This window comes from Enterobacter sp. UNJFSC 003 (assembly GCF_036903355.1).
Lineage (GTDB): Bacteria > Pseudomonadota > Gammaproteobacteria > Enterobacterales > Enterobacteriaceae > Enterobacter.
Genome location: NZ_JBAKHK010000009.1, coordinates 94,013 through 114,935 on the forward strand (window position 1 = coordinate 94,013; position 20,923 = coordinate 114,935).

Genomic DNA, 20,923 nt, shown 5'->3' on the forward strand with positions numbered 1-20,923 from the left:
CGTTTGCGGGTGCGGAGGAATGACTATGTTTAAAAATATTACCCGTCAGCTGCAGGCGCTGCTGAGCCGCCACCTGCCGCATCGTCTTGTCCAACGCGATCCGCTGCCAAATGCCAAAAACATGGCTGGCGCCGCGATCCCCGCTTCCCTTACCGAACGCTGCCTGAACGTGGCGGCGATGGATGAAAATGAAGTCTGGCGCGCCTTTGGCGGCCACCCCGAAGGGCTGAACGCGTCCGAAGTCGAAAAAATTCGCGCCGTACATGGCGATAATCAAATCCCGGCGCAAAAGCCGTCTCCGTGGTGGGTGCATCTGTGGCTCTGCTATCGCAACCCGTTTAACCTGCTGCTGACCGTGCTGGGCATTATCTCCTATGCCACTGAAGATCTGTTTGCCGCTGGCGTTATCGCCCTGATGGTCGGCATCTCCACGCTGCTGAACTTCATTCAGGAAGCCCGCTCCACCAAAGCGGCGGACGCCCTAAAGGCGATGGTCAGCAACACGGCAACCGTGTCGCGCGTGATTAACGATCTTGGTGAAAACGCCTGGCTCGAACTGCCGATTGACCAGCTTGTTCCGGGCGATCTGGTCAAGCTCGCCGCCGGGGATATGATCCCGGCAGACTTACGCATCATTCAGGCGCGCGATCTGTTTGTGGCGCAAGCGTCGTTGACCGGTGAATCCTTGCCGGTCGAAAAGGTGGCGCGCAGCCGCGACCCGCAGCAGATGAACCCGCTCGAGTGCGACACCTTGTGTTTTATGGGCACCACGGTGGTCAGCGGCACGGCGCAGGCGATCGTGACCGCTACCGGCGGCAACACCTGGTTTGGGCAGCTTGCCGGGCGCGTAACGGAGCAGGAAAGCGAGCCTAATGCGTTCCAGAAAGGCATTGGCCGCGTCAGCATGCTGCTGATCCGCTTTATGATGGTGATGACGCCGATTGTGCTGCTGATCAACGGCTACACCAAAGGCGACTGGTGGGAAGCGGCACTGTTTGCGCTCTCCGTAGCCGTGGGCTTAACGCCGGAAATGCTGCCGATGATTGTCACCTCCACGCTGGCGCGCGGGGCGGTCAAACTGTCCAAACAAAAGGTGATCGTCAAACATCTGGATGCCATCCAGAACTTTGGCGCGATGGATATTCTCTGCACCGACAAAACCGGCACCTTGACCCAGGATAAAATCGTGCTGGAGAACCACACCGATATCGCCGGTAAAACCAGCGAGCGCGTGCTGCACAGCGCCTGGCTGAACAGCCACTACCAGACCGGCCTGAAAAACCTGCTCGACGTCGCGGTGCTGGAAGGGGTGGATGAAGAGTCAGCCCGCACGCTCTCCGGCCGTTGGCAGAAGGTGGATGAGATCCCGTTCGACTTTGAGCGCCGCCGGATGTCGGTGGTCGTCAGCGAGCAGCCGGACGTGCATCAGCTGATCTGCAAAGGGGCGCTACAGGAAATTCTCAATGTCTCAAGCCAGGTGCGTCATAACGGCGATATCGTTCCGCTGGACGAGACCATGCTGCGCCGCATCAAGCGCGTCACCGATAACCTGAACCGTCAGGGGCTGCGCGTGGTGGCGGTAGCCAGTAAATTCTTGCCCGCGCGGGAAGAAGACTATCAGCGTATCGACGAATCCGATCTGATCCTTGAGGGCTATATCGCCTTCCTCGATCCGCCGAAAGAGACCACTGCACCGGCGTTAAAAGCGCTGAAAGCGAGCGGCATCACCGTCAAAATCCTGACCGGCGACAGCGAGCTGGTGGCCGCCAAGGTGTGTCATGAAGTGGGGCTGGATGCGGGCGACGTCGTGGTTGGCAGCGATATTGAACACCTCACCGACGACGAGCTGGCGAAACTCGCCTTGCACACTACGCTGTTTGCCCGACTGACCCCGATGCACAAGGAGCGCATCGTTACCCTGCTGCGTCGCGAGGGGCACGTTGTGGGCTTTATGGGCGACGGCATCAACGACGCGCCGGCCCTGCGCGCGGCGGATATCGGCATTTCCGTGGACGGCGCGGTGGATATTGCCCGTGAGGCGGCTGATATCATCCTGCTGGAAAAGAGCCTGATGGTGCTGGAGGAGGGCGTTATCGAAGGGCGTCGCACCTTCGCTAACATGCTCAAGTACATCAAAATGACCGCCAGCTCCAACTTCGGTAACGTTTTTAGCGTGCTGGTGGCGAGCGCGTTTCTGCCGTTCCTGCCGATGCTGCCGCTGCACCTGCTGATTCAGAACCTGATGTACGATGTGTCTCAGGTGGCGATCCCGTTTGATAACGTGGACGACGAGCAGATCCAAAAGCCGCAGCGCTGGAACCCTTCCGATCTGGGGCGCTTTATGCTGTTCTTTGGCCCGATCAGCTCCATCTTCGACATTCTGACCTTCTGCCTGATGTGGTTTGTGTTCCACGCCAACACGACGGAGCATCAGACGCTGTTCCAGTCCGGCTGGTTCGTGGTTGGCCTGCTGTCGCAAACGCTGATTGTGCATATGATCCGCACGCGTCGAATTCCGTTCATTCAGAGCCGCGCCGCGTGGCCGCTGATCATCATGACCGGGATTGTGATGGCGCTCGGTATCGCGCTGCCGTTCTCGCCGTTGGCGAGCTACATGCAGCTGCAGGCCTTACCGCTAAGCTACTTCCCATGGCTGGTGGCGATCCTCGCGGGCTACATGGTACTGACGCAGATGGTGAAAGGGTTCTATGCTCGCCGGTATGGGTGGCAGTAGCTTTCTTCTCAAATTCAACAACCTGTGATCTCCGTCATGGCATTTGCTTGACGACAAATTAAGCGCATGTTACCAGAATGTTTTGCCTTTTTTGGCCCGTCAAATAAGGAACATTCATGTTACGGTACAGCCTCTTAACCGCCGGGCTTATGCTCGGCGCGTCTGCTTTTGCCGCGCCGGCAGGCGACCTTCCTCTGATGCCCTGGCCCGCCAAGGTCGAACGCCCGACAGCGCAGGGCGCGCTGGTGCTTAACGATAAAATTTCCGTCAGCGTCAGCGGGGATGATCTCGGTGACGCCGTAAATCGTCTTCGCCAGCGTATTGCCCTGCAAACCGGTTGGACGCTGCAGCCGCAGGTCAAGACGCCTCAAAAACCCACCATCCGTATCGCGATTGCCAAAAAGGTCAAGCCGCAGCCGCTGCCGGACAGCGACGAAAGCTACAGGCTTACGGTGGATGCTAACGGCGTTGATATCTCCGCGAACACCCGCTTCGGCGCGCTACGCGCCATGGAAACGTTGCTCCAGCTCGTTCAGAACGGGGCGGAAAACACCTCTCTGCCGTGGGTCTCGATTGAGGATGCGCCGCGCTTCCCGTGGCGCGGGCTGCTGCTCGACTCGGCGCGCCATTTTATTCCGCTGCCGGATATCAAACGCCAGATCGACGGCATGGCGGCCGCCAAGCTGAACGTGCTGCATTGGCATTTGACCGACGATCAGGGCTGGCGCTTCGCCTCGACGCGCTATCCGAAGCTGACCCAGCTTGCCAGCGACGGGCTGTTTTACACCCCGGAGCAAATGCGCGAGATCGTGCGTTACGCCACCGAGCGCGGCATCCGCGTGGTGCCAGAAATCGATATGCCTGGGCACGCTTCGGCCATTGCCGTCGCCTATCCGGAACTGATGAGCGCGCCGGGGCCGTATGACATGGAGCGCCACTGGGGCGTGTTGAAACCGGTGCTGGATCCGACAAAAGAGGCAACGTACACCTTTGCCGACGCGATGGTCAGCGAACTGGCGGCGATCTTCCCCGATCCGTATCTGCATATCGGCGGTGATGAGGTGGACGACACGCAGTGGAAAGCGAGCGCCGCGATCCAGAAATTTATGCGTGACAATAAGCTGGCGGACAGCCACGCGCTGCAGGCGTATTTCAACCGCAAGCTGGAAACGATCCTCGAAAAGCATCACCGACAGATGGTGGGCTGGGATGAGATCTATCATCCTGACCTGCCAAAAAGTATTCTGATCCAGTCCTGGCAAGGTCAGGACGCGCTGGGACAGGTGGCGCAGAATGGCTATAAAGGCATCCTTTCAACCGGTTTTTATCTCGATCAACCCCAGTCCACCGCCTATCACTACCGCAACGAAATCGTGCCGCAGGGCTTAAGCGGCGTGGATGAGATTGGCGATACCGACAGCGCCCAGAGTTGGGCCTTCAGCATGCCGCGCCTGAAGGGCAAGCCGGTTGAGGGAAGCTTCACGCTGGTGAAGGGGGAGTCGGGCTGGCGCGGGTTTATTGATTTCGCCGGAAAATCGCGGCGTGCGGTGGAGAACATTCAGTGGCGTGATGACAACCAGGTCACTTTCACCGTCGATACCTGGATGGGGGAAACGCGCCCGGTGGTGTCTGTCGATAACGATAAGCTGAGCGGCTATTTTCTGGTAGGGAACGCCCGCTACCCGATTAGCGGCACGCGTCTGAATGACGTACCAAAAGGCATTCCGCCTGTGGTGCCGGATGCGGCGAATCAGGCCAATCTGCTGGGTGGCGAAGCGGCACTGTGGGCGGAAAACGTGGTCGCACCGGTGCTGGACATCCGCCTGTGGCCGCGTGCCTTTGCGGTGGCGGAGCGGTTATGGTCAGCGAAGGACGTGAAGGACGTCGACAACATGTATATGCGCCTGCAGGCGATGGACAGCTGGTCGACGGTCTCGGTCGGACTGCAGCAGCATACTCAGCAGCAGGTGCAGTTCACCCGCCTGGCGAATAATGCCGACACGCTGCCGCTGCACATCCTCGCCCAGGCGGTAGAGCCGGCGCAGTATTACACGCGTCAGCACCTCAAGTTCCAGGCCGGAAATTATCATCAGTTCGAGCCGCTCAACCGCTTTGCGGATGCGCTGAACGCCGAAAGCACCACCGTGCGCCAGATGAACAGATGGGCCGATCGTCTGGTGAGCGACGCGGAAGACGCTGAAAGCGCCGACGCGCTGCGTCACGTGTTTACCCGCTGGCAAAGCAATACCAGCGACGCGCTGGCGTTAAGCGAAAACAGCTATCAGCTGAAGGCGATCAAGCCGGTGATTCAGGAAGTCGACAAGCTTTCGTCGATTGGCCTGAGGCTAACGGATTTGGTGGCACGGCAGGGGACGCTTGACGACAACGAGATTGCGTCGATTCAGAGCGAGCTGGATAACGCGGCGAAGGTGCAGGACGAGGTGGTGATTGCGGCGGTGTACCCGCTGGAGACGCTGCTCAGAGCGACGCGGAATCAGTAGTCATAAAAAAGGCAGCCCGGGCTGCCTTTTTTTATCGTCAAAGCGAATTAGCGACGTACGGCAATCGCTTCGATTTCAATTTTCACGTCTTTTGGCAGACGCGCCACTTCAACGCAGGAGCGTGCTGGGAAGGTCGCGTTGTGCTCATTAAAGAAGGCTTCATACGTGGCGTTAACGGTGGCGAAATCGTTCAGATCTTTCACGAAAACCGTCGTTTTGACGATATCACCCACTTTCAGACCCGCGGATTCAACGATAGCCTGCACGTTTTCCAGCGACTGACGTGCCTGAGCGGCAACGTCTTCCGGCACGGCACCGGTTTTTGGGTTAACCGGGATCTGACCAGAGGTGATGATCATGCTGCCCAGATCAACGCCCTGAACGTATGGACCAATAGCGGCTGGTGCATTTTCCGTCGCGAGTACTTTGCTCATGTTTTCTCCAGAATTACAGCGTTAAGAATGTTCCCGGCCATTATAACAGCCGGGATTTCATTACCAACCTCAATTAGTTGGCCAGCACCACATAATGAGAAAACTCTTTTTCGCAGTATTTGCATTTGAGTGCGATGTCATCGGCGCGTTTTTTCACTGCAAAACTGGAGGAAACCGGCTCAGCATGACTGATACAGTTGCTGTTCGGGCAGACCAGCACGCTTTCAATGCGCTCCGGCAGGCTCGGACGGGATTTGCCCACCACGTCGTAATCGTCAATGCGATTAACGGTGGCGTCCGGCGCGTACAGCGACAGCTGGTTGACCTGCTCGTCGGTCAGGAAGGTGTTCTCGATTTTAATCAGGTCCTTGCGGCCCATTTCCCCTGACGGCAGGTTCAGGCCGATGGTGATGCGCTGGTCGGTCTCGGTCAGCTTGAACAGCGTCAGCAGCTTAAAGCCGACCTGCGCAGGGATGTGGTCAATCACGGTGCCACGTTTGATGGCTTCAACCTGGAGTTTATTATCGTGTGTCATTGTCATTTCCCCTTACAGAGCCAATTCGCGATTCAGAACCAGTGCCAGTAACGCCTGGCGGGCGAAGATGCCGTTTCCGGCCTGTTGGAAGTACCAGGCGTGCGGCGTTTTATCCACGTCTGTGGTGATCTCATCGATGCGCGGCAGCGGGTGCAGGACCTTCATGTTGTCGCGCGCGCCCTCAAGGTCGCTGGCGCGCAGCACGAACTGCGCCTTCACGTTGGCGTATTCGGACGGGTCCAGACGCTCTTTCTGCACGCGAGTCATGTAGAGAATATCCACGTTGCCCATCACTTCTTCGATGCTGGCGTGCAGGCTCCACGGGATACCTTTCTCGTCCAGCATATCGAGAATGTATTGCGGCATCGCCAGGGCGTCCGGGGCGATGAAGAAGAAGCGGTTGCCGTTAAATTTTGCCAGCGCCTGGGTCAGGGAGTGAACGGTACGGCCATATTTCAGGTCACCCACCATCGCGATGTTCAGGTTCTCAAGCGTGCCCTGAGTTTCCTGAATGGTGAACAGATCCAGCAGGGTCTGCGTCGGATGCTGGTTGGCACCGTCTCCGGCGTTCAGCACCGGAATACCGCCGGAAAACTCGGTCGCCAGGCGCGCCGCGCCTTCCTGCGGATGGCGCATGACAATCGCATCCACGTAGGTACTGATCACTGAAATGGTGTCCGCCAGGGTCTCGCCTTTTTTACCCAGCGAGGTGTTGCTGCTGTCTGAGAAGCCCACCACGCTAGCGCCCAGGCGATGCATGGAGGTTTCAAACGAGAGGCGGGTGCGGGTCGAGGCTTCAAAGAAGCAGCTCGCAATCACCTTGTGCTTCAGCAGCTCCGGTTGCGGATTGGCCTTCAGTTTTGCCGCGGTTTCCAGAACCAGTTCCAGCTCTTCGCGGCTGAGATCGTTTATGGAAATGATGTGTTTTTGATAAAGCGGATTCATGTTTATCTCCTGACGCCGGGCAAAAAAAAGCCCCTCAAATGAGGGGCTCTGGGAATAGGTTGTGCAACGGGAAGAAAAACGGCAGGCCAGCGTCTGATTTCAGACGCGGTAAGACGTTATGTCGAACACGCTTGACCATGCTTCCTCCCGGCAAATTGTCGGGCATTATACGCAGCTCGCTTTTCGGATCAAGCGATTTAATGCACGCTTTACTCAATGCAAACGGTTCTTTATGAATATTAATGCGTTCTGAGTAAATAATTAATTTGCTTATGCACCAGTGCGGTCCGCTTCACGACCCGGGGGGCAACCCAGACAATACTGCTTCCTGCCACCACGCCTAAAATTTCCGGTAACTGGTGATAATCCAGAATACGCGCCACCGCGCGGCCATATCCGGCGACGGTACGAATAAGGATAAATTCGCTATTATGCTCCACGCTGACCACCATTTCGGAAACGGTCCGCGCGGCGTCAGGGGCAGGGCGCAGTTGAGGATTCAACGAATAAATCTTTAGCCCTTTAGCATTTCGAATTTTTATGACTCCGAGCAACTTGAGCAGACGCGAAACGGTGGACTGGCTGATGGTCTCAAAACCACGCTCCTGTAAATCGCGGCGGATCTCTTCCTGGGAGAGATAACTCTTTTCTGCGATCAGACGCTGGCAAACCGTCAGCTGAAGCTGTTCTTTTGGAGAGTAATCACCATATTCCGTCATAACTATTTCCCATGTAAGTGGCTGAAAAAATGCCCGGCGGACCGGGCCTACAACTTCAAATATTCACAACAACGCCCCCAGGCTTAGCGCCACCATAATCACCACCGTCAAAATCCCCAGCAGCGGCGCCACCCATTTCAGATAACGCACGTAGGGCACGCGGGCGATAGCCAGCCCGCCCATCACAACGGCAGAAGTGGGAGTGACCAGGTTAACGATGCCAGAGGCCGACTGGTAAGCCGTGACCACCAGGTCGCGGTTGACGTTAGCGAAATCGGCAAGCGGCGCCATGATCGGCATCGTCAGAACGGCCAGGCCGGACGAAGAAGGCACAAGAAACGACAACACCACCTCCAGCCAGTACATCACGTTGATAAACGCCACCGTGGATAACCCGGTGACCATGCCCTCGGCGCTGTGCAAAATGGTGTGGGTAATCATGCCTTTATCCATGATCACTACGATACCGCGGGCGATGCCGATAATCAGCGCGACGCCCAGCAAATCTCGTGCGCCGTTGATAAAGGTTGAGGTCAGCTCCTCTTCGCTCATGCGGGCAATCAGGCCGACGATAATGGCGCTGGCGAGGAACACCGCCGAGATCTCCGCCATCCACCAGCCCAGCACCGCCACGCCGTAAATCATTACCGCGAAGGCGAGCGCGAAAATCACGAGGATGATTTTGCGCACCGGGGTAAATTCCAGCGACTGCTCGCCCTTGCTGCCGAGGAAATGGGCGAGGTTCTCTTCCTGCTTGTCGGCGACGATGGAGAGCGACGGATCCTTGCGAACCTTGCGGGCGTAACGCATCACCCACGCCACGCAAATGATCCAGCCGATAACCAGCAGCGCCACGCGCAGGGCGATGCCGTTCGTGAAGGGGATCCCGGCGGCGTTAGCGGCGATCACCGTGGCAAACGGGTTGATGGTTGAGCCAAGCGTGCCGATCCCGGCCCCCAGCAGCACGGTAGAAGCCGCCACCACCGGATCAAAACGGGCGGCCAGCATGACGGGAACCAGCAGGGTGTAGAATGGCAGCGACTCTTCGGCCATGCCGTAAATCGTGCCGCCTGCGGCAAACAGCGCCATCAGGATCGGGATCATCCACTCTTCCCGCCCGCGTAGTCGCGTGGTGACGCGCTCGATTCCGGCGTCAATCGCGCCGGTTTTGGTGACGATCCCGAGAAATCCGCCGATGATCAGGATAAACAGCGCCACGTCGATCGCCCCGGCCTGGCCGGAGACCGGATCGTACAGGCCGGCAATCGGCGCCATCAGCACGGAGACGATCCCCTGCGGATGCGCCGCCACGTGTGCGTAGGTTCCGGCAACCGGGACTTCTTTGCCGAGCGCTTCGTTCATCGCCATCTGATACTGACCGGCGGGGACTATCCAGCTCAGCGCGGCGACAACGGCGATCAGAAAAAAGAGAATGGTGTAAGCGGAGGGAAACTTGAACTTGCCCATGATCTGCTCCTTAAACCCGGCGCACCCCGCGGCGCGCCGGGCGGTAATTAGTCGCCGAGTGTCGCCACCATGACCGCTTTAATGGTATGCATGCGGTTTTCTGCTTCGTCGAAGACGATAGCGTTCGGGGATTCGAAGACCTCTTCGGTCACCTCCAGTCCCTTCAGCCCGTAGGCCATCTCGATTTCGCGGCCGACCCTGGTGTGCTCGTTGTGAAACGCCGGCAGGCAGTGCATGAATTTCACGTTCGGGTTACCGGTGGCCTTCATCACTGAGGCGTTAATTTGGTACGGCGTCATCAGGCTGACGCGCTCGGCCCAGGCCTCTTTTGGCTCGCCCATGGAGACCCACACGTCGGTGTAGAGGAAATCGGCCCCGTGCACGCCTTCTTCCACGTCGTCGGTAAGGGTGATGCGCGCGCCCGTCTCTTTGGCGATGGCGCGGCACTGTTCAACCAGACGCGCTTCCGGCCAGAAGGATTTCGGTGCGACCAGGCGTATATCCATCCCCATTTTCGCGGCGCCGACCATCAGGGAATTGCCCATGTTGTTGCGCGCGTCGCCCAGATAAGCAAAGCTCAGCTCCGGCAGGGTTTTGCCCGGCGCGTGCTCCAGCATGGTCATTAGGTCGGCAAGGATTTGAGTGGGGTGGAACTCGTCGGTCAGGCCGTTCCACACCGGCACGCCCGCGTACTCGCCCAGCTCTTCGACAATCGCCTGGCCGTAGCCGCGATACTCGATGCCGTCATACATCCGCCCCAGCACGCGGGCGGTATCTTTCATCGACTCTTTATGGCCAATCTGGGAGCCGCTTGGGCCGAGGTACGTCACCTGCGCGCCCTGGTCGAACGCGCCCACTTCAAACGCGCAGCGGGTGCGGGTGGAGGTTTTTTCAAAGATCAGAGCGATGTTTTTCCCCACCAGGGTTTGCTTTTCGCGTCCGGCTTTTTTGGCCGCCTTTAGCTCGATGGCGAGGTCGATCAGGTACTGGATCTCTGCCGGGGTGTAGTCCAGCAGTTTGAGGAAGTTACGGTTTTTCAGGTTGATGGTCATGTGAGAAATCCTTTTAAAATAAGTGTTCAGTTACGAATCAACGTGCCTTTCTCGCCCGCCAGAATCTCCGCGCCGTCGGCCAGCGCGCCGATCCCGGCTATCCCATTGCAGGCTTCAACAAATTCACGGCAGGCGGCCACCTTTGGCCCCATCGAACCGGCGTCGAACGGCATGCCCTTGAGCAATTCCGGCGTGACCTGCGCCAGCGGGCGCTGGGTCGGGGTGCCCCAGTCGAGGTATACCGCGTCGGCATCGGTCAGGATCAGCAGGGCATCGGCCTCGATCTGACGTGCGAGCAGGGCGGCGGAGAGGTCTTTGTCGATCACCGCTTCAATCCCGCGATAGCCGTTGGCGTTTTCCACCACCGGCACGCCGCCGCCGCCGTTGCAGATCACCAGATGGTCGCGCTGGATCAGCGCCGTGATGGCGTCACTCTCAACGATGCGTTTCGGCTGTGGTGAGGGCACTACGCGGCGGAAGTGGCTGCCGTCGGCCTTGAATACCCAGCCTTTTTCCGCCTGCAGCGCGTTTGCCTGGGCTTCGCTGTAAACCGGGCCGATGTATTTGGTCGGGTTGCTAAACGCCGGGTCGGCGGCATCCACCTCTACCTGGGTGAGCAGAACGCTCACCTCGCGCTGGGGCAGGGTGTTTTTCAACGCCTGCTGGAGCATGTAGCCGATCATTCCCTGGCTTTCAGCCCCCAGGACGTCGAGCGGGTAGGGGGCAACTTTGTCGTAGGCGCTGTTCTGCAGCGCCAGCAGCCCGACCTGCGGCCCGTTGCCGTGCACCAGCACCACGCGCCACTGCGCCGTCAGCCCGGCGATAATGCGGGCCGCTAGCGCGATGTTCTGGCGCTGGGTCTCCGCCTCCAGCGGCTCGCCGCGTTTCAGCAGCGCGTTACCGCCAAGCGCCACAACCAGAGTGGGTTTTCTTTCCATGATGACTCCTTTAAATTCCGTCGCGTTCCAGTGGGCAGCTCATGCAGCGCGCGCCGCCGCGACCGCGCCCCAGCTCGTCGCCAGGAATCGGCAGCACGGTGATCCCCGCTTTGTCGTATTTCTCGTTGGTCCACACGTTGCGCTCGTAGCCAATCACCACGCCCGGGCGGATGGTCAGCACGTTATTGGCGTCGTTCCACTGCTCGCGTTCGGCTTCAAACGCATCGCCGCCGGTAGTAATCAGGCGCACCTGGTTAATGCCGAGGGCTTTTTCGATAGCGTGCAGCAGGTCAGTTTCCTGGGTGCGCAGCAGGCCGCCGCGGCCGTCCGGGGTGAGCGTCCAGCACTGGGCGTCTTTGCGTACCACTTCCGGGTAGACGGAGAAGGTGTCCACGTCGATGTGGGTCATCACGGTGTCGAGATGCATGCAGGAGCGATGTTTTGGCAGCTCGACGGCGATCACGCGCTCGGCCTGGCGGTGTTTGAACAGGCTGTTGGCGAGAAACTCCACGCCCTGCGGGGTGGTGCGCTCGGACATGCCGATTAATACCGCTCCGCGGCCAATCACTAATACGTCGCCGCCTTCTAGCGTCGCGTGGTCGTAATTAATGTTTTCATCACCGAAATACTTAATAAAATCCCCGTCGGCAAAAGCGGGATGCCAGCGATATATTGCCCGCAGGTTATTGGTTTCACGCTGGCGCGCGGGTTTTGCCATGGGGTTAATCGACACGCCGTTATAAATCCAGCAGGAGGTATCGCGCGTAAATAAATGATTGGGCAGCGGCTTCATAATAAAATCATTCGCCGTGTGGGTATCGACCACCATATTTTTAATGGCCGCAGGGATTTCGCCGTAGGTTAATCCTCCGCTTAACCGGCGGGCCAATTCGCGGTGCGGCATATCCGCCAGCCAGCCGCGGACGTCGCCGGCAAAGGTCGGGCCGAGACGATAGTCGGAGATTTGCGTATCCAGAAGCCAGGCTTTGGCCTCTGTAATATCAAGCGTTTGGGTGAGAAGGTCGGTCAACAGCAGGACTTCCACACCCTGCTCGCGCAGCGTGTTCGCGAAGAGGTCATGTTCTTCACCTGCCCGTTCAACCGAGAGCACATCATCGAATAACAGCTCCTGGCAGTTCGACGGCGTTAGCCGTTTCAGACTTAAATTTGGGCGGTGCAGCATAACGCTACGCAATTGACCAATTTCAGAACCGACGTAATGCTTTTCCATAATTATTCCTTTAACTGTTTTTTCAGAATAAAAAGGGCATGCGCCATGTGACATGTATATTTTCATGGCGGCTAAGCTCAATTGATTTCGTGATTCATACTAGGCAGTTAAATAATCCGTATTGTGATGCTGCTCACGCGAAAACGGATATTAAGGGGTTTGTTTTCATTTGCATGATTCGCATCAGATAATGATTAATTGGTTATTTTGATGAGGTGAATAGCTAAGCAGGATTCGTTGTCATTATTTGTGGTTGTTATTATTTTGTAGAAATTAATCTTTTGAAACGATTAGTTATCACGCTGATTTTAAATGATTTATTATTGATTGAGGAATGAGTATGCAATTATGGTTGTTAACTATTTTTGATTTAAGGAAAATCAATAAATAATTATGGGTTTTTAAAAGCAATTTATTAGAACGGTAAAGTGTGAGGTGGTAGTGGTTTTTGTTATTAAAGGTTATATATCAAAGGATTATTTTTTTGCGCGCCAGCCCGTCGCTGATGTTATGCATAATCACTGCATAAATGCCTGACCGTGATTAACAGGGAATTAACACAATCCCCGATAAACATGCGTTCGCGCAAATCTCGTCTAAAAAGAAGTGGTATGGCAGTGCGAATTCTCGTATAAAAGATAAAAATGAAACGATGTTTTATATTGAGGGTTTGATCATGATTGTTGGCAACATCCACCATCTGCAGTCCTGGCTGCCTGACGAACTGCGTCAGGCCATTGAGCACGTTAAAGCCCACGTCACCGACGCCACGCCGCTTGGCAAGCACGATATTGACGGCAACAGCCTGTTTTATCTGGTGTCTGAAGACATGACCCAGCCGTTTGCCGAGCGCCGCGCCGAGTATCACGCGCGCTACCTGGATATACAGATCGTCATGAAGGGCCAGGAAGGTATGACCTTCAGCACCCTGCCGCACGGTACGCCGGACACCGACTGGCTGGTGGACAAAGACATCGCGTTCCTGCCGGAAGGCGAGCAGGAAAAAACCGTGGTGCTGAGCGAAGGTGACTTTGTCGTCTTCTATCCGGGTGAGGTCCATAAGCCGCTGTGTGCGGTGGGGATGCCGGCTAAGGTTAGGAAAGTGGTCGTGAAAATGCAGGTTGAGTAACCCCTCACCCCTCGCCCCGCTGGGGTGAGGGGTGAGCGGACAATATGTGATCCAGCTTAAATTTCCCACACTCCTTCTTTCCTTCCCATTTACCTGCGCCTTTTCTGCGTCATAGTATGGTCATTAAATTAATGAACGCTGTTCTATAATGTAGAACAAAATGATTCAGCCAGGAGATCTCATGTCGCAGACTGTGTTATTCACGGGAATCATTCCCCCCGTCTCCACCATCTTTACCGCCGATGGCCAGCTTGATAAGCAAGGCACCGCCGCGCTGATCGACGATCTGATCCGCGCGGGCGTTGACGGCCTGTTCTTTCTGGGCAGCGGCGGCGAATTCTCTCAGCTCAGCGCCGAAGAGCGTAAAACCATTGCGCGCTTTGCTATCGGTCACGTCGATCGCCGCGTGCCCGTGCTGATTGGCACCGGCGGCACCAACGCCCGGGAAACCATTGCGCTCAGCCAGCACGCCCAGCAGGCGGGGGCCGACGGCATCGTGGTGATCAACCCTTACTACTGGAAAGTATCGGAAGCGAACCTGATCCGCTATTTCGAGCAGGTGGCCGACAGCGTCACGCTGCCGGTAATGCTCTATAACTTCCCGGCGCTGACCGGGCAGGATCTGACCCCTGCGCTGGTCAAAACCCTGGCCGACTCGCGAAGCAATATTGTCGGCATTAAAGACACGATCGATTCCGTCGCCCATCTGCGCAGCATGATCCTCACCGTCAAAGCGGCGCATCCGCATTTCTCGGTGCTGTGCGGCTATGACGATCATCTCTTTAATACCCTGCTGCTCGGCGGCGACGGGGCGATCTCCGCCAGCGGCAACTTTGCGCCGCAGGTGTCGGTGAATCTTCTGAAAGCCTGGCGGGATAAAGACGTGGCGAAAGCGGCTGAGTATCATCAGACCCTGCTGCAAATCCCGCAGATGTATCAGCTCGATACGCCGTTTGTGAACGTGATAAAAGAGGCGATTGTGCTCTGCGGGCGTCCGATCTCCACGCACGTGCTGCCGCCCGCGTCACCGCTGGATGAGCCGCGTAAGGCACTGCTGAAAACCCTGTTGCAACAGCTCAAGCTCTGCTGAGCCGGAAGACAACCATGACCATCGAGACAATTTTTACCCCGCAGGACGATGCGTTTTATGCCGTCATCACCCATGCGGCGGGGCCGCAGGGCGCGCTGCCGCTGACCCCACAAATGCTGATGGAATCCCCCAGCGGCAACCTGTTCGGCATGACGCAGAACGCCGGAATGGGCTGGGACGCCAACAAGCTGACCGGCAAAGAGGTGCTGATTATCGGTACCCAGGGCGGCATCCGCGCCGGAGACGGACGCCCGGTCGCGCTGGGCTACCACACCGGGCACTGGGAGATCGGCATGCAGATGCAGGCGGCGGCGAAGGAGATCACCCGCAACGGCGGGATCCCGTTTGCGGCCTTCGTCAGCGATCCGTGCGACGGGCGTTCGCAGGGTACGCACGGCATGTTCGACTCCCTGCCGTACCGCAACGACGCGGCGATCGTGTTTCGCCGCCTGATCCGCTCGCTGCCAACGCGCCGGGCGGTCATTGGGGTCGCGACCTGCGATAAAGGGCTGCCTGCGACCATGATTGCGCTGGCCGCGATGCATAACCTGCCGACCATTCTGGTGCCGGGCGGGGCGACGCTGCCGCCGACCGTGGGGGAAGACGCGGGCAAGGTACAGACCATTGGCGCGCGCTTCGCCAACCATGAACTCTCATTGCAGGAGGCCGCCGAGCTGGGCTGTCGCGCCTGCGCGTCGCCGGGCGGCGGCTGCCAGTTCCTCGGCACCGCGGGCACCTCGCAGGTGGTTGCCGAAGCGCTGGGGCTGGCGCTGCCGCACTCCGCGCTGGCACCATCCGGGCAACCTGTTTGGCTGGAGATCGCCCGCCAGTCGGCACGGGCGGTGAGCGAGCTGGATAACCGCGGGATTACCACGCAGGACATCCTGACCGATAACGCCATCGAAAACGCGATGGTGATCCACGCGGCGTTCGGCGGCTCGACCAATTTACTGCTGCACATTCCGGCCATCGCCCACGCGGCGGGCTGCACTATTCCGGACGTTGAACACTGGACGCGCGTCAACCGCAGGGTGCCACGCCTGGTGAGCGTGCTGCCCAACGGCCCGGACTACCACCCGACCGTGCGCGCGTTCCTGGCGGGCGGCGTGCCGGAGGTGATGCTCCACCTGCGCGATCTCGGCCTGCTGCACCTGGATGCGATGACCGTCACCGGCCAGACGGTGGGCGAGAACCTCGACTGGTGGCAAGCATCCGAACGGCGGGCGCGATTCCGCCAGTGCCTGCGCGAGCAGGATGGCGTGGATCCAGATGACGTGATCCTCCCGCCCGGGAAGGCAAAAGCGAAAGGGCTGACCTCGACGGTCTGCTTCCCGACGGGCAATATCGCGCCGGAAGGCTCGGTGATCAAAGCCACGGCAATCGACCCGTCGGTGGTGGATGACGATGGCGTTTACCGCCACACCGGCCGGGTGCGGGTATTTGTCTCGGAAGCGCAGGCGATGAAGGCCATCAAGCGGGAAGAGATTGCGCAGGGCGATATCATGGTGGTGATCGGCGGCGGGCCGTCCGGCACCGGCATGGAAGAGACCTACCAGCTGACCTCCGCGCTGAAGCATATCTCGTGGGGCAAAACGGTGTCGCTTATCACCGATGCGCGCTTTTCGGGCGTGTCGACGGGGGCCTGCTTTGGCCACGTGTCGCCGGAGGCGCTGGCGGGCGGGCCTATCGGCAAGCTGCGCGATAACGACATCGTTGACATTGCGGTCGACCGCCTGACGCTGACCGGAAGCGTGAACTTCATCGGCACGGCGGACAAGCCGCTGACGCCGGAAGAGGGCGCGCGCGAGCTGGCAGTAAGGCAGACGCACCCGGACCTGCACGCCCACGACTTTTTGCCGGACGATACCCGGCTGTGGGCGGCGCTGCAGTCGGTGAGCGGCGGCACCTGGAAAGGCTGTATTTATGACACCGATAAAATCATTGAAGTAATTAACGCCGGTAAAAAAGCGCTCGGCATTTAATTATTTTCTGAGATAAAACCGTCTGCGGGAAATATCCCACGGACGGCTTGGTTGTTTTTGTTATTTAATAATATAAACAATGAGTTGCAATATATCGTTGGCGTCACAAAAGCAAAATAACGTAATTCGAAAATAAGATATGACCATTGCTGAATAATTGAGCAGCTCATTACACTCTATTAACACGATGTTGTGAAATCAGCATACGAAAATAAAGGTGCAATGATGATGCAATTAACGATGAAAGATAAAATTGGCTACGGGCTGGGTGACACCGCCTGCGGCTTCGTCTGGCAGGCCACGATGTTCCTGCTGGCCTATTTCTACACCGACGTCTTCGGCCTGTCGGCGGGGATTATGGGCACGCTGTTTTTGGTCTCCCGCGTGCTCGACGCCGTGACCGATCCGCTGATGGGGCTGCTGGTAGACCGCACCCGCACGCGGCACGGCCAGTTCCGCCCGTTCCTGCTGTGGGGCGCCATCCCGTTCGGCATCGTCTGCGTGCTGACCTTCTACACGCCGGACTTCTCCGCGCAGGGCAAAATCATCTATGCCTGTGTGACCTACATTCTGCTGACCCTGGTCTACACCTTCGTTAACGTCCCATACTGCGCCATGCCGGGCGTGATCACCGCCGACCCGAAAGAGCGCCACGCCCTGCAGTCCTGGCGCTTTTTCCTTGCCGCAGCGGGGTCGTTGGCCATCAGCGGCGTCGCGCTGCCGCTGGTGAGCATCATCGGAAAAGGCAACGAACAGGTCGGTTACTTTGGCGCCATGTGCGTGCTGGGGTTGAGCGGCGTGGTGCTGCTGTATGTTTGCTTCTTCACCACCAAAGAGCGCTACACCTTTGAAGTGCAGCCCGGTTCGTCGGTCTCTAACGATCTCAAGCTGCTGCTGGGCAACAGCCAGTGGCGGATCATGTGCGCGTTCAAGATGATGGCGACCTGCTCTAACGTGGTTCGCGGCGGGGCGACGCTGTACTTCGTCAAGTACGTGATGGATCACCCGGAGATGGCGACGCAGTTTTTACTTTACGGCAGCATCGCTACCATGTTCGGCTCGCTCTGCTCCTCTCGCCTGCTGGGACGCTTTGACCGCGTGAAGGCGTTCAAGTGGATTATTGTGGTGTACTCGCTGATCAGCCTGCTGATTTTCTTCACCCCGGCCGAGCACATGGCCCTGATTTTCGCTCTCAATATTCTGTTCCTGTTTGTCTTTAACACCACCACGCCGCTGCAGTGGCTGATGGCTTCTGACGTGGTGGATTACGAGGAGAGCCGCAGCGGGCGCCGCCTCGACGGGCTGGTGTTCTCCACCTACCTGTTCAGCCTGAAGATTGGCCTGGCGATTGGCGGGGCGGTGGTGGGCTGGATCCTGGCCTACGTGAATTACTCCGCCAGCACTGCCGTGCAGCCGGTCGAGGTGCTGACCACCATCAAAATTCTGTTCTGCGTGGTGCCGGTGGTGCTCTACGTGGGCATGTTCATCATGCTGTCGCTCTACACGCTCAGCGACGCCCGCGTGGAGGCTATTAGCCAGCAGCTGATCAAGCACCGCGCGGCGCAAAGTGACGCCGTTCCCGCCGCTGCGACAGCCGCATCCCATTAACTGGAGGCAACATGACAACCATTACTAACCCGATCCTGACCGGCTTTAACCCGGACCCGTCGCTGTGCCGCCAGGGCGAGGACTACTACATCGCCACCTCGACCTTCGAGTGGTTTCCCGGCGTGCGCATCTACCACTCCCGCGACTTAAACACCTGGTCGCTGGTCAGCACCCCGCTTGACAGGGTGTCGATGCTGGACATGAAGGGCAACCCGGATTCCGGCGGTATCTGGGCGCCGTGCCTGAGCTACGCTGACGGGCAGTTCTGGCTGCTCTACACTGACGTGAAAATTGTCGATTCGCCGTGGAAGAACGGCCGCAACTTTCTCGTTACCGCACCGTCCATTGAGGGGCCGTGGAGCGAGCCGATTCCGATGGGCAACGGCGGGTTTGACCCGTCCCTGTTCCACGACGAGGATGGCCGCAAATACTACCTCTACCGCCCGTGGGGGCCGCGCCACCACAGCAACCCGCACAACACCATTGTGATGCAGGCGTTTGATCCGCAGACCGGCACCCTCTCGCCGGAGCGCAAAACCCTGTTTACCGGTACGCCGCTCTGCTACACCGAAGGGGCGCATCTGTACCGCAAAGAGGGCTGGTACTATCTGATGGTGGCCGAGGGCGGCACCAGCTATGAGCACGCGGTCGTGGTGCTGCGTTCAAAATCCATCGACGGGCCGTACGAGCTGCATCCAGAGGTGACGATGATGACCAGCTGGCATCTGCCGGAAAACCCGCTGCAAAAAAGCGGGCACGGCTCGCTGCTGCAGACGCATACGGGAGCGTGGTATATGGCCTACCTCACCAGCCGGCCCCTGCGCCTGCCCGGTGTGCCGCTGCTGGCCTCCGGCGGGCGCGGCTACTGCCCGCTGGGGCGTGAGACCGGTATCGCCCGCATTGAATGGCGCGACGGCTGGCCGTACGTGGAAGGCGGCAAACACGCGCAGGTCACCGTGCCGGGTCTGCCGGTGGCGGAAAGCCCGGCATCTTCCCCGGCCAGCTGGCGGGACGATTTTGACGGCGGCACGCTCGACCCTGAGCTGCAGACCCTGCGTATCCCGTTCGATGACAGCCTTGGCTCGCTCACCGCGCGCCCGGGCTACTTACGGCTCTACGGCAACGACTCGCTCAACTCGACCTTCACCCAGTCGACCGTGGCGCGCCGCTGGCAGCACTTCACCTTCCGCTCAGAAACGCGGATGCAGTTCTCGCCGGTCCACTTCCAGCAGAGCGCGGGGCTGACCTGCTACTACAACAGCAAAAACTGGAGCTACTGCTTTGTGGACTACGAGGAGGGGCAGGGCAGAACGATTAAGGTTATTCAGCTCGACCACAACGTGCCGTCGTGGCCGCTGCACGAGCAGCCGATTCCGGTGCCGGAACATGCGGAGAGCGTCTGGTTGCGGGTGGACGTGGATAAACTGGTCTATCGCTACAGCTACTCGTTCGACGGCGAGAGGTGGCATACCGTGCCGGTCACCTATGAGGCGTGGAAACTGTCGGATGACTACATCGGCGGGCGCGGCTTCTTCACCGGCGCGTTTGTGGGGCTGCACTGCGAGGACATCAGCGGTGACGGCTGCCACGCTGATTTTGATTACTTCACCTACGAGCCTGTCTAACGGCTTAGGCTGGGTAGCCCAGCGCGCGTGAGAGCTGGCGCCCGGCCTGCTGAAGCTGCTCGCGGAAGTTAGTCAGCTCTGCGTCGTCCACGCGGGAGGTCAGCGTCGACAGGCTCAGGGCGGCAATCACGCGGGACTCGTGGTTCCACACAGGCACCGCCACGCAGCGCACGCCCTGCTCGTTCTCTTCACTGTCCAGGGCGTAACCCTGCTTTCGCGTCTGCGCCAGCGCAGTGATTAGGGCTGCACGAGAGGCGAGGGTGGAGGGAGTAAAGGTAGTGTACTGATAGCCCTCCAGCAGGGCGTTCAGCTCGGCCTCGCCCAGCCAGGCAATCAACACCTTGCCGATGGCGGTGGCGTGAACCGGCAGGCGGCGGCCGATGCGCGAATAGGCGATGGCGGCCAGCTTGCCTTCAATCTTCTCGATATAGACCCCTTCACGCCCGTCCAGGATCCCCAGATGGGTAGTCTGCCCGGTCCGCTGGGACAGTTCCGTCAGCCAGCCTTTCGCCTTTTGACGAATATCGATAGAGCCCACGACAAAATGGCCGCGCTCGACCAGCTTCATGCCGAGGCGATATTTACCGTTCTCCGGGTTCTGATCGATATAGCCGTGAAGCTGCAGGGTTTTCAGCAGCGAGTGAAGGGTGCTCTTGCTCAGCCCCATCAGTTTGCTGATGTCGGTGATCTTAAGCTCGGTGGCCTGCTCGTTGAACAGGTCGAGGATCTGCAACGCACGTTCAACAGACTGAATAATCGGCATAATGCTGGCATGTCCACGCTGGAATTAAGGCGAAAACGTACCTTTTTCGGGGTGAAAAATCAATGAAATGGAGCTGGTGTTCTCCCTCTCCCCGTGGGAGAGATACCGTCTTGCCGGTTATCCGGCAAGCGGTATTTCAGCATTAAATTCACGACCGGATTTCACCACAC

At 58.5% G+C, this 20,923-nt stretch carries 17 protein-coding genes and 1 pseudogene; 8 read left to right on the forward strand and 10 right to left on the reverse strand.

What is annotated here, in order from left to right; all coding sequences use genetic code 11:
- The first annotated feature begins 25 nt into the window (after positions 1-25).
- Positions 26-2,734, forward strand: coding sequence for a magnesium-translocating P-type ATPase (gene mgtA, locus V5P19_RS18390; RefSeq protein ID WP_334406178.1), 2,709 nt, complete (start codon positions 26-28; stop codon positions 2,732-2,734).
- A gap of 116 nt (positions 2,735-2,850) precedes the next feature.
- Positions 2,851-5,235, forward strand: a complete 2,385-nt coding sequence (locus tag V5P19_RS18395) for a family 20 glycosylhydrolase (protein WP_334406180.1) — start codon at positions 2,851-2,853, stop codon at positions 5,233-5,235.
- A 47-nt stretch (positions 5,236-5,282) separates the two neighbouring features.
- Here the strand turns inward: V5P19_RS18395 and ridA are convergent, their stop codons facing one another.
- The 4 genes from ridA to V5P19_RS18415 all read right to left on the reverse strand — a co-directional run bounded on the left by ridA (position 5,283) and on the right by V5P19_RS18415 (position 7,288).
- Positions 5,283-5,669, reverse strand: coding sequence for a 2-iminobutanoate/2-iminopropanoate deaminase (gene ridA / locus V5P19_RS18400; protein ID WP_334406182.1), 387 nt, complete (start codon positions 5,667-5,669; stop codon positions 5,283-5,285).
- 73 nt (positions 5,670-5,742) lie between these two features.
- Positions 5,743-6,204, reverse strand: coding sequence for an aspartate carbamoyltransferase regulatory subunit (gene pyrI, locus V5P19_RS18405; RefSeq protein ID WP_014830457.1), 462 nt, complete (start codon positions 6,202-6,204; stop codon positions 5,743-5,745).
- A 12-nt stretch (positions 6,205-6,216) separates the two neighbouring features.
- A complete protein-coding gene (pyrB, locus tag V5P19_RS18410; RefSeq protein WP_248060595.1) occupies positions 6,217-7,149 on the reverse strand; it encodes an aspartate carbamoyltransferase in 933 nt (310 codons plus the stop codon).
- A gap of 34 nt (positions 7,150-7,183) precedes the next feature.
- Positions 7,184-7,288, reverse strand: coding sequence for a pyrBI operon leader peptide (locus V5P19_RS18415; RefSeq protein ID WP_168769597.1), 105 nt, complete (start codon positions 7,286-7,288; stop codon positions 7,184-7,186).
- Between V5P19_RS18415 and V5P19_RS18420 the strand changes: the two are divergent.
- Positions 7,268-7,392 (forward strand): annotated as a pseudogene (locus tag V5P19_RS18420) (hypothetical protein). The gene V5P19_RS18415 and the pseudogene V5P19_RS18420 overlap by 21 nt on opposite strands.
- Here the strand turns inward: V5P19_RS18420 and V5P19_RS18425 are convergent.
- The 5 genes from V5P19_RS18425 to arcA form a co-directional block, all read right to left on the reverse strand.
- Complete coding sequence (locus V5P19_RS18425; protein WP_334406191.1) at positions 7,389-7,868, reverse strand: ArgR family transcriptional regulator; 480 nt, start codon at positions 7,866-7,868, stop codon at positions 7,389-7,391. The pseudogene V5P19_RS18420 and the gene V5P19_RS18425 sit on opposite strands and share 4 nt — an antisense overlap.
- 63 nt (positions 7,869-7,931) lie before the next feature.
- The gene (locus tag V5P19_RS18430) at positions 7,932-9,335 is read right to left on the reverse strand and encodes a YfcC family protein (protein WP_334406193.1); all 1,404 of its coding nucleotides are present in this window, start codon (positions 9,333-9,335) and stop codon (positions 7,932-7,934) included.
- Positions 9,336-9,382: 47 nt separating this feature from the next.
- The gene (gene argF / locus V5P19_RS18435) at positions 9,383-10,387 is read right to left on the reverse strand and encodes an ornithine carbamoyltransferase (RefSeq protein WP_334406195.1); all 1,005 of its coding nucleotides are present in this window, start codon (positions 10,385-10,387) and stop codon (positions 9,383-9,385) included.
- A gap of 26 nt (positions 10,388-10,413) precedes the next feature.
- Positions 10,414-11,325, reverse strand: a complete 912-nt coding sequence (arcC, locus tag V5P19_RS18440; protein ID WP_334406197.1) for a carbamate kinase — start codon at positions 11,323-11,325, stop codon at positions 10,414-10,416.
- A gap of 10 nt (positions 11,326-11,335) precedes the next feature.
- The gene (gene arcA, locus V5P19_RS18445; RefSeq protein WP_334406199.1) at positions 11,336-12,556 is read right to left on the reverse strand and encodes an arginine deiminase; all 1,221 of its coding nucleotides are present in this window, start codon (positions 12,554-12,556) and stop codon (positions 11,336-11,338) included.
- Positions 12,557-13,232: 676 nt separating this feature from the next.
- Between arcA and V5P19_RS18450 the strand changes: the two genes are divergently transcribed.
- From V5P19_RS18450 to V5P19_RS18470, 5 genes are all read left to right on the forward strand, one after another.
- The gene (locus tag V5P19_RS18450; protein WP_334406201.1) at positions 13,233-13,685 is read left to right on the forward strand and encodes a YhcH/YjgK/YiaL family protein; all 453 of its coding nucleotides are present in this window, start codon (positions 13,233-13,235) and stop codon (positions 13,683-13,685) included.
- A gap of 181 nt (positions 13,686-13,866) precedes the next feature.
- Positions 13,867-14,775: a 2-keto-3-deoxygluconate aldolase gene (gene yagE, locus V5P19_RS18455; protein ID WP_334406203.1), complete on the forward strand. Its 909-nt coding sequence runs from the start codon at positions 13,867-13,869 to the stop codon at positions 14,773-14,775.
- Between the two features lie 14 nt (positions 14,776-14,789).
- Positions 14,790-16,757 (forward strand): xylonate dehydratase YagF, encoded by a 1,968-nt coding sequence (gene yagF, locus V5P19_RS18460; RefSeq protein ID WP_334406205.1) that lies wholly within the window; start codon positions 14,790-14,792, stop codon positions 16,755-16,757.
- Positions 16,758-16,982: 225 nt separating this feature from the next.
- Positions 16,983-18,365, forward strand: coding sequence for an MFS transporter (locus tag V5P19_RS18465; protein ID WP_334406215.1), 1,383 nt, complete (start codon positions 16,983-16,985; stop codon positions 18,363-18,365).
- Positions 18,366-18,376: 11 nt separating this feature from the next.
- Complete coding sequence (locus tag V5P19_RS18470; protein WP_334406207.1) at positions 18,377-19,990, forward strand: glycoside hydrolase family 43 protein; 1,614 nt, start codon at positions 18,377-18,379, stop codon at positions 19,988-19,990.
- Between the two features lie 4 nt (positions 19,991-19,994).
- On the opposite strand, the gene xynR is transcribed toward V5P19_RS18470, so the two are convergent.
- Complete coding sequence (gene xynR, locus V5P19_RS18475) at positions 19,995-20,753, reverse strand: DNA-binding transcriptional repressor XynR (protein ID WP_334406209.1); 759 nt, start codon at positions 20,751-20,753, stop codon at positions 19,995-19,997.
- Positions 20,754-20,923 lie beyond the last annotated feature (170 nt).

Coding starts and splice junctions, on each gene's coding strand:
- V5P19_RS18470 (WP_334406207.1), top strand. CDS start 18,377: ATGACAACCATTACTAACCCGATCCTGACCGGCTTTAACCCGGACCCG.
- arcA (WP_334406199.1), bottom strand. CDS start 12,556: ATGGAAAAGCATTACGTCGGTTCTGAAATTGGTCAATTGCGTAGCGTT.
- yagF (WP_334406205.1), top strand. CDS start 14,790: ATGACCATCGAGACAATTTTTACCCCGCAGGACGATGCGTTTTATGCC.
- pyrB (WP_248060595.1), bottom strand. CDS start 7,149: ATGAATCCGCTTTATCAAAAACACATCATTTCCATAAACGATCTCAGC.
- V5P19_RS18465 (WP_334406215.1), top strand. CDS start 16,983: ATGATGCAATTAACGATGAAAGATAAAATTGGCTACGGGCTGGGTGAC.
- yagE (WP_334406203.1), top strand. CDS start 13,867: ATGTCGCAGACTGTGTTATTCACGGGAATCATTCCCCCCGTCTCCACC.
- pyrI (WP_014830457.1), bottom strand. CDS start 6,204: ATGACACACGATAATAAACTCCAGGTTGAAGCCATCAAACGTGGCACC.
- argF (WP_334406195.1), bottom strand. CDS start 10,387: ATGACCATCAACCTGAAAAACCGTAACTTCCTCAAACTGCTGGACTAC.
- xynR (WP_334406209.1), bottom strand. CDS start 20,753: ATGCCGATTATTCAGTCTGTTGAACGTGCGTTGCAGATCCTCGACCTG.
- mgtA (WP_334406178.1), top strand. CDS start 26: ATGTTTAAAAATATTACCCGTCAGCTGCAGGCGCTGCTGAGCCGCCAC.
- V5P19_RS18395 (WP_334406180.1), top strand. CDS start 2,851: ATGTTACGGTACAGCCTCTTAACCGCCGGGCTTATGCTCGGCGCGTCT.
- V5P19_RS18450 (WP_334406201.1), top strand. CDS start 13,233: ATGATTGTTGGCAACATCCACCATCTGCAGTCCTGGCTGCCTGACGAA.
- arcC (WP_334406197.1), bottom strand. CDS start 11,325: ATGGAAAGAAAACCCACTCTGGTTGTGGCGCTTGGCGGTAACGCGCTG.
- V5P19_RS18430 (WP_334406193.1), bottom strand. CDS start 9,335: ATGGGCAAGTTCAAGTTTCCCTCCGCTTACACCATTCTCTTTTTTCTG.
- V5P19_RS18425 (WP_334406191.1), bottom strand. CDS start 7,868: ATGACGGAATATGGTGATTACTCTCCAAAAGAACAGCTTCAGCTGACG.
- V5P19_RS18415 (WP_168769597.1), bottom strand. CDS start 7,288: ATGGTCAAGCGTGTTCGACATAACGTCTTACCGCGTCTGAAATCAGAC.
- ridA (WP_334406182.1), bottom strand. CDS start 5,669: ATGAGCAAAGTACTCGCGACGGAAAATGCACCAGCCGCTATTGGTCCA.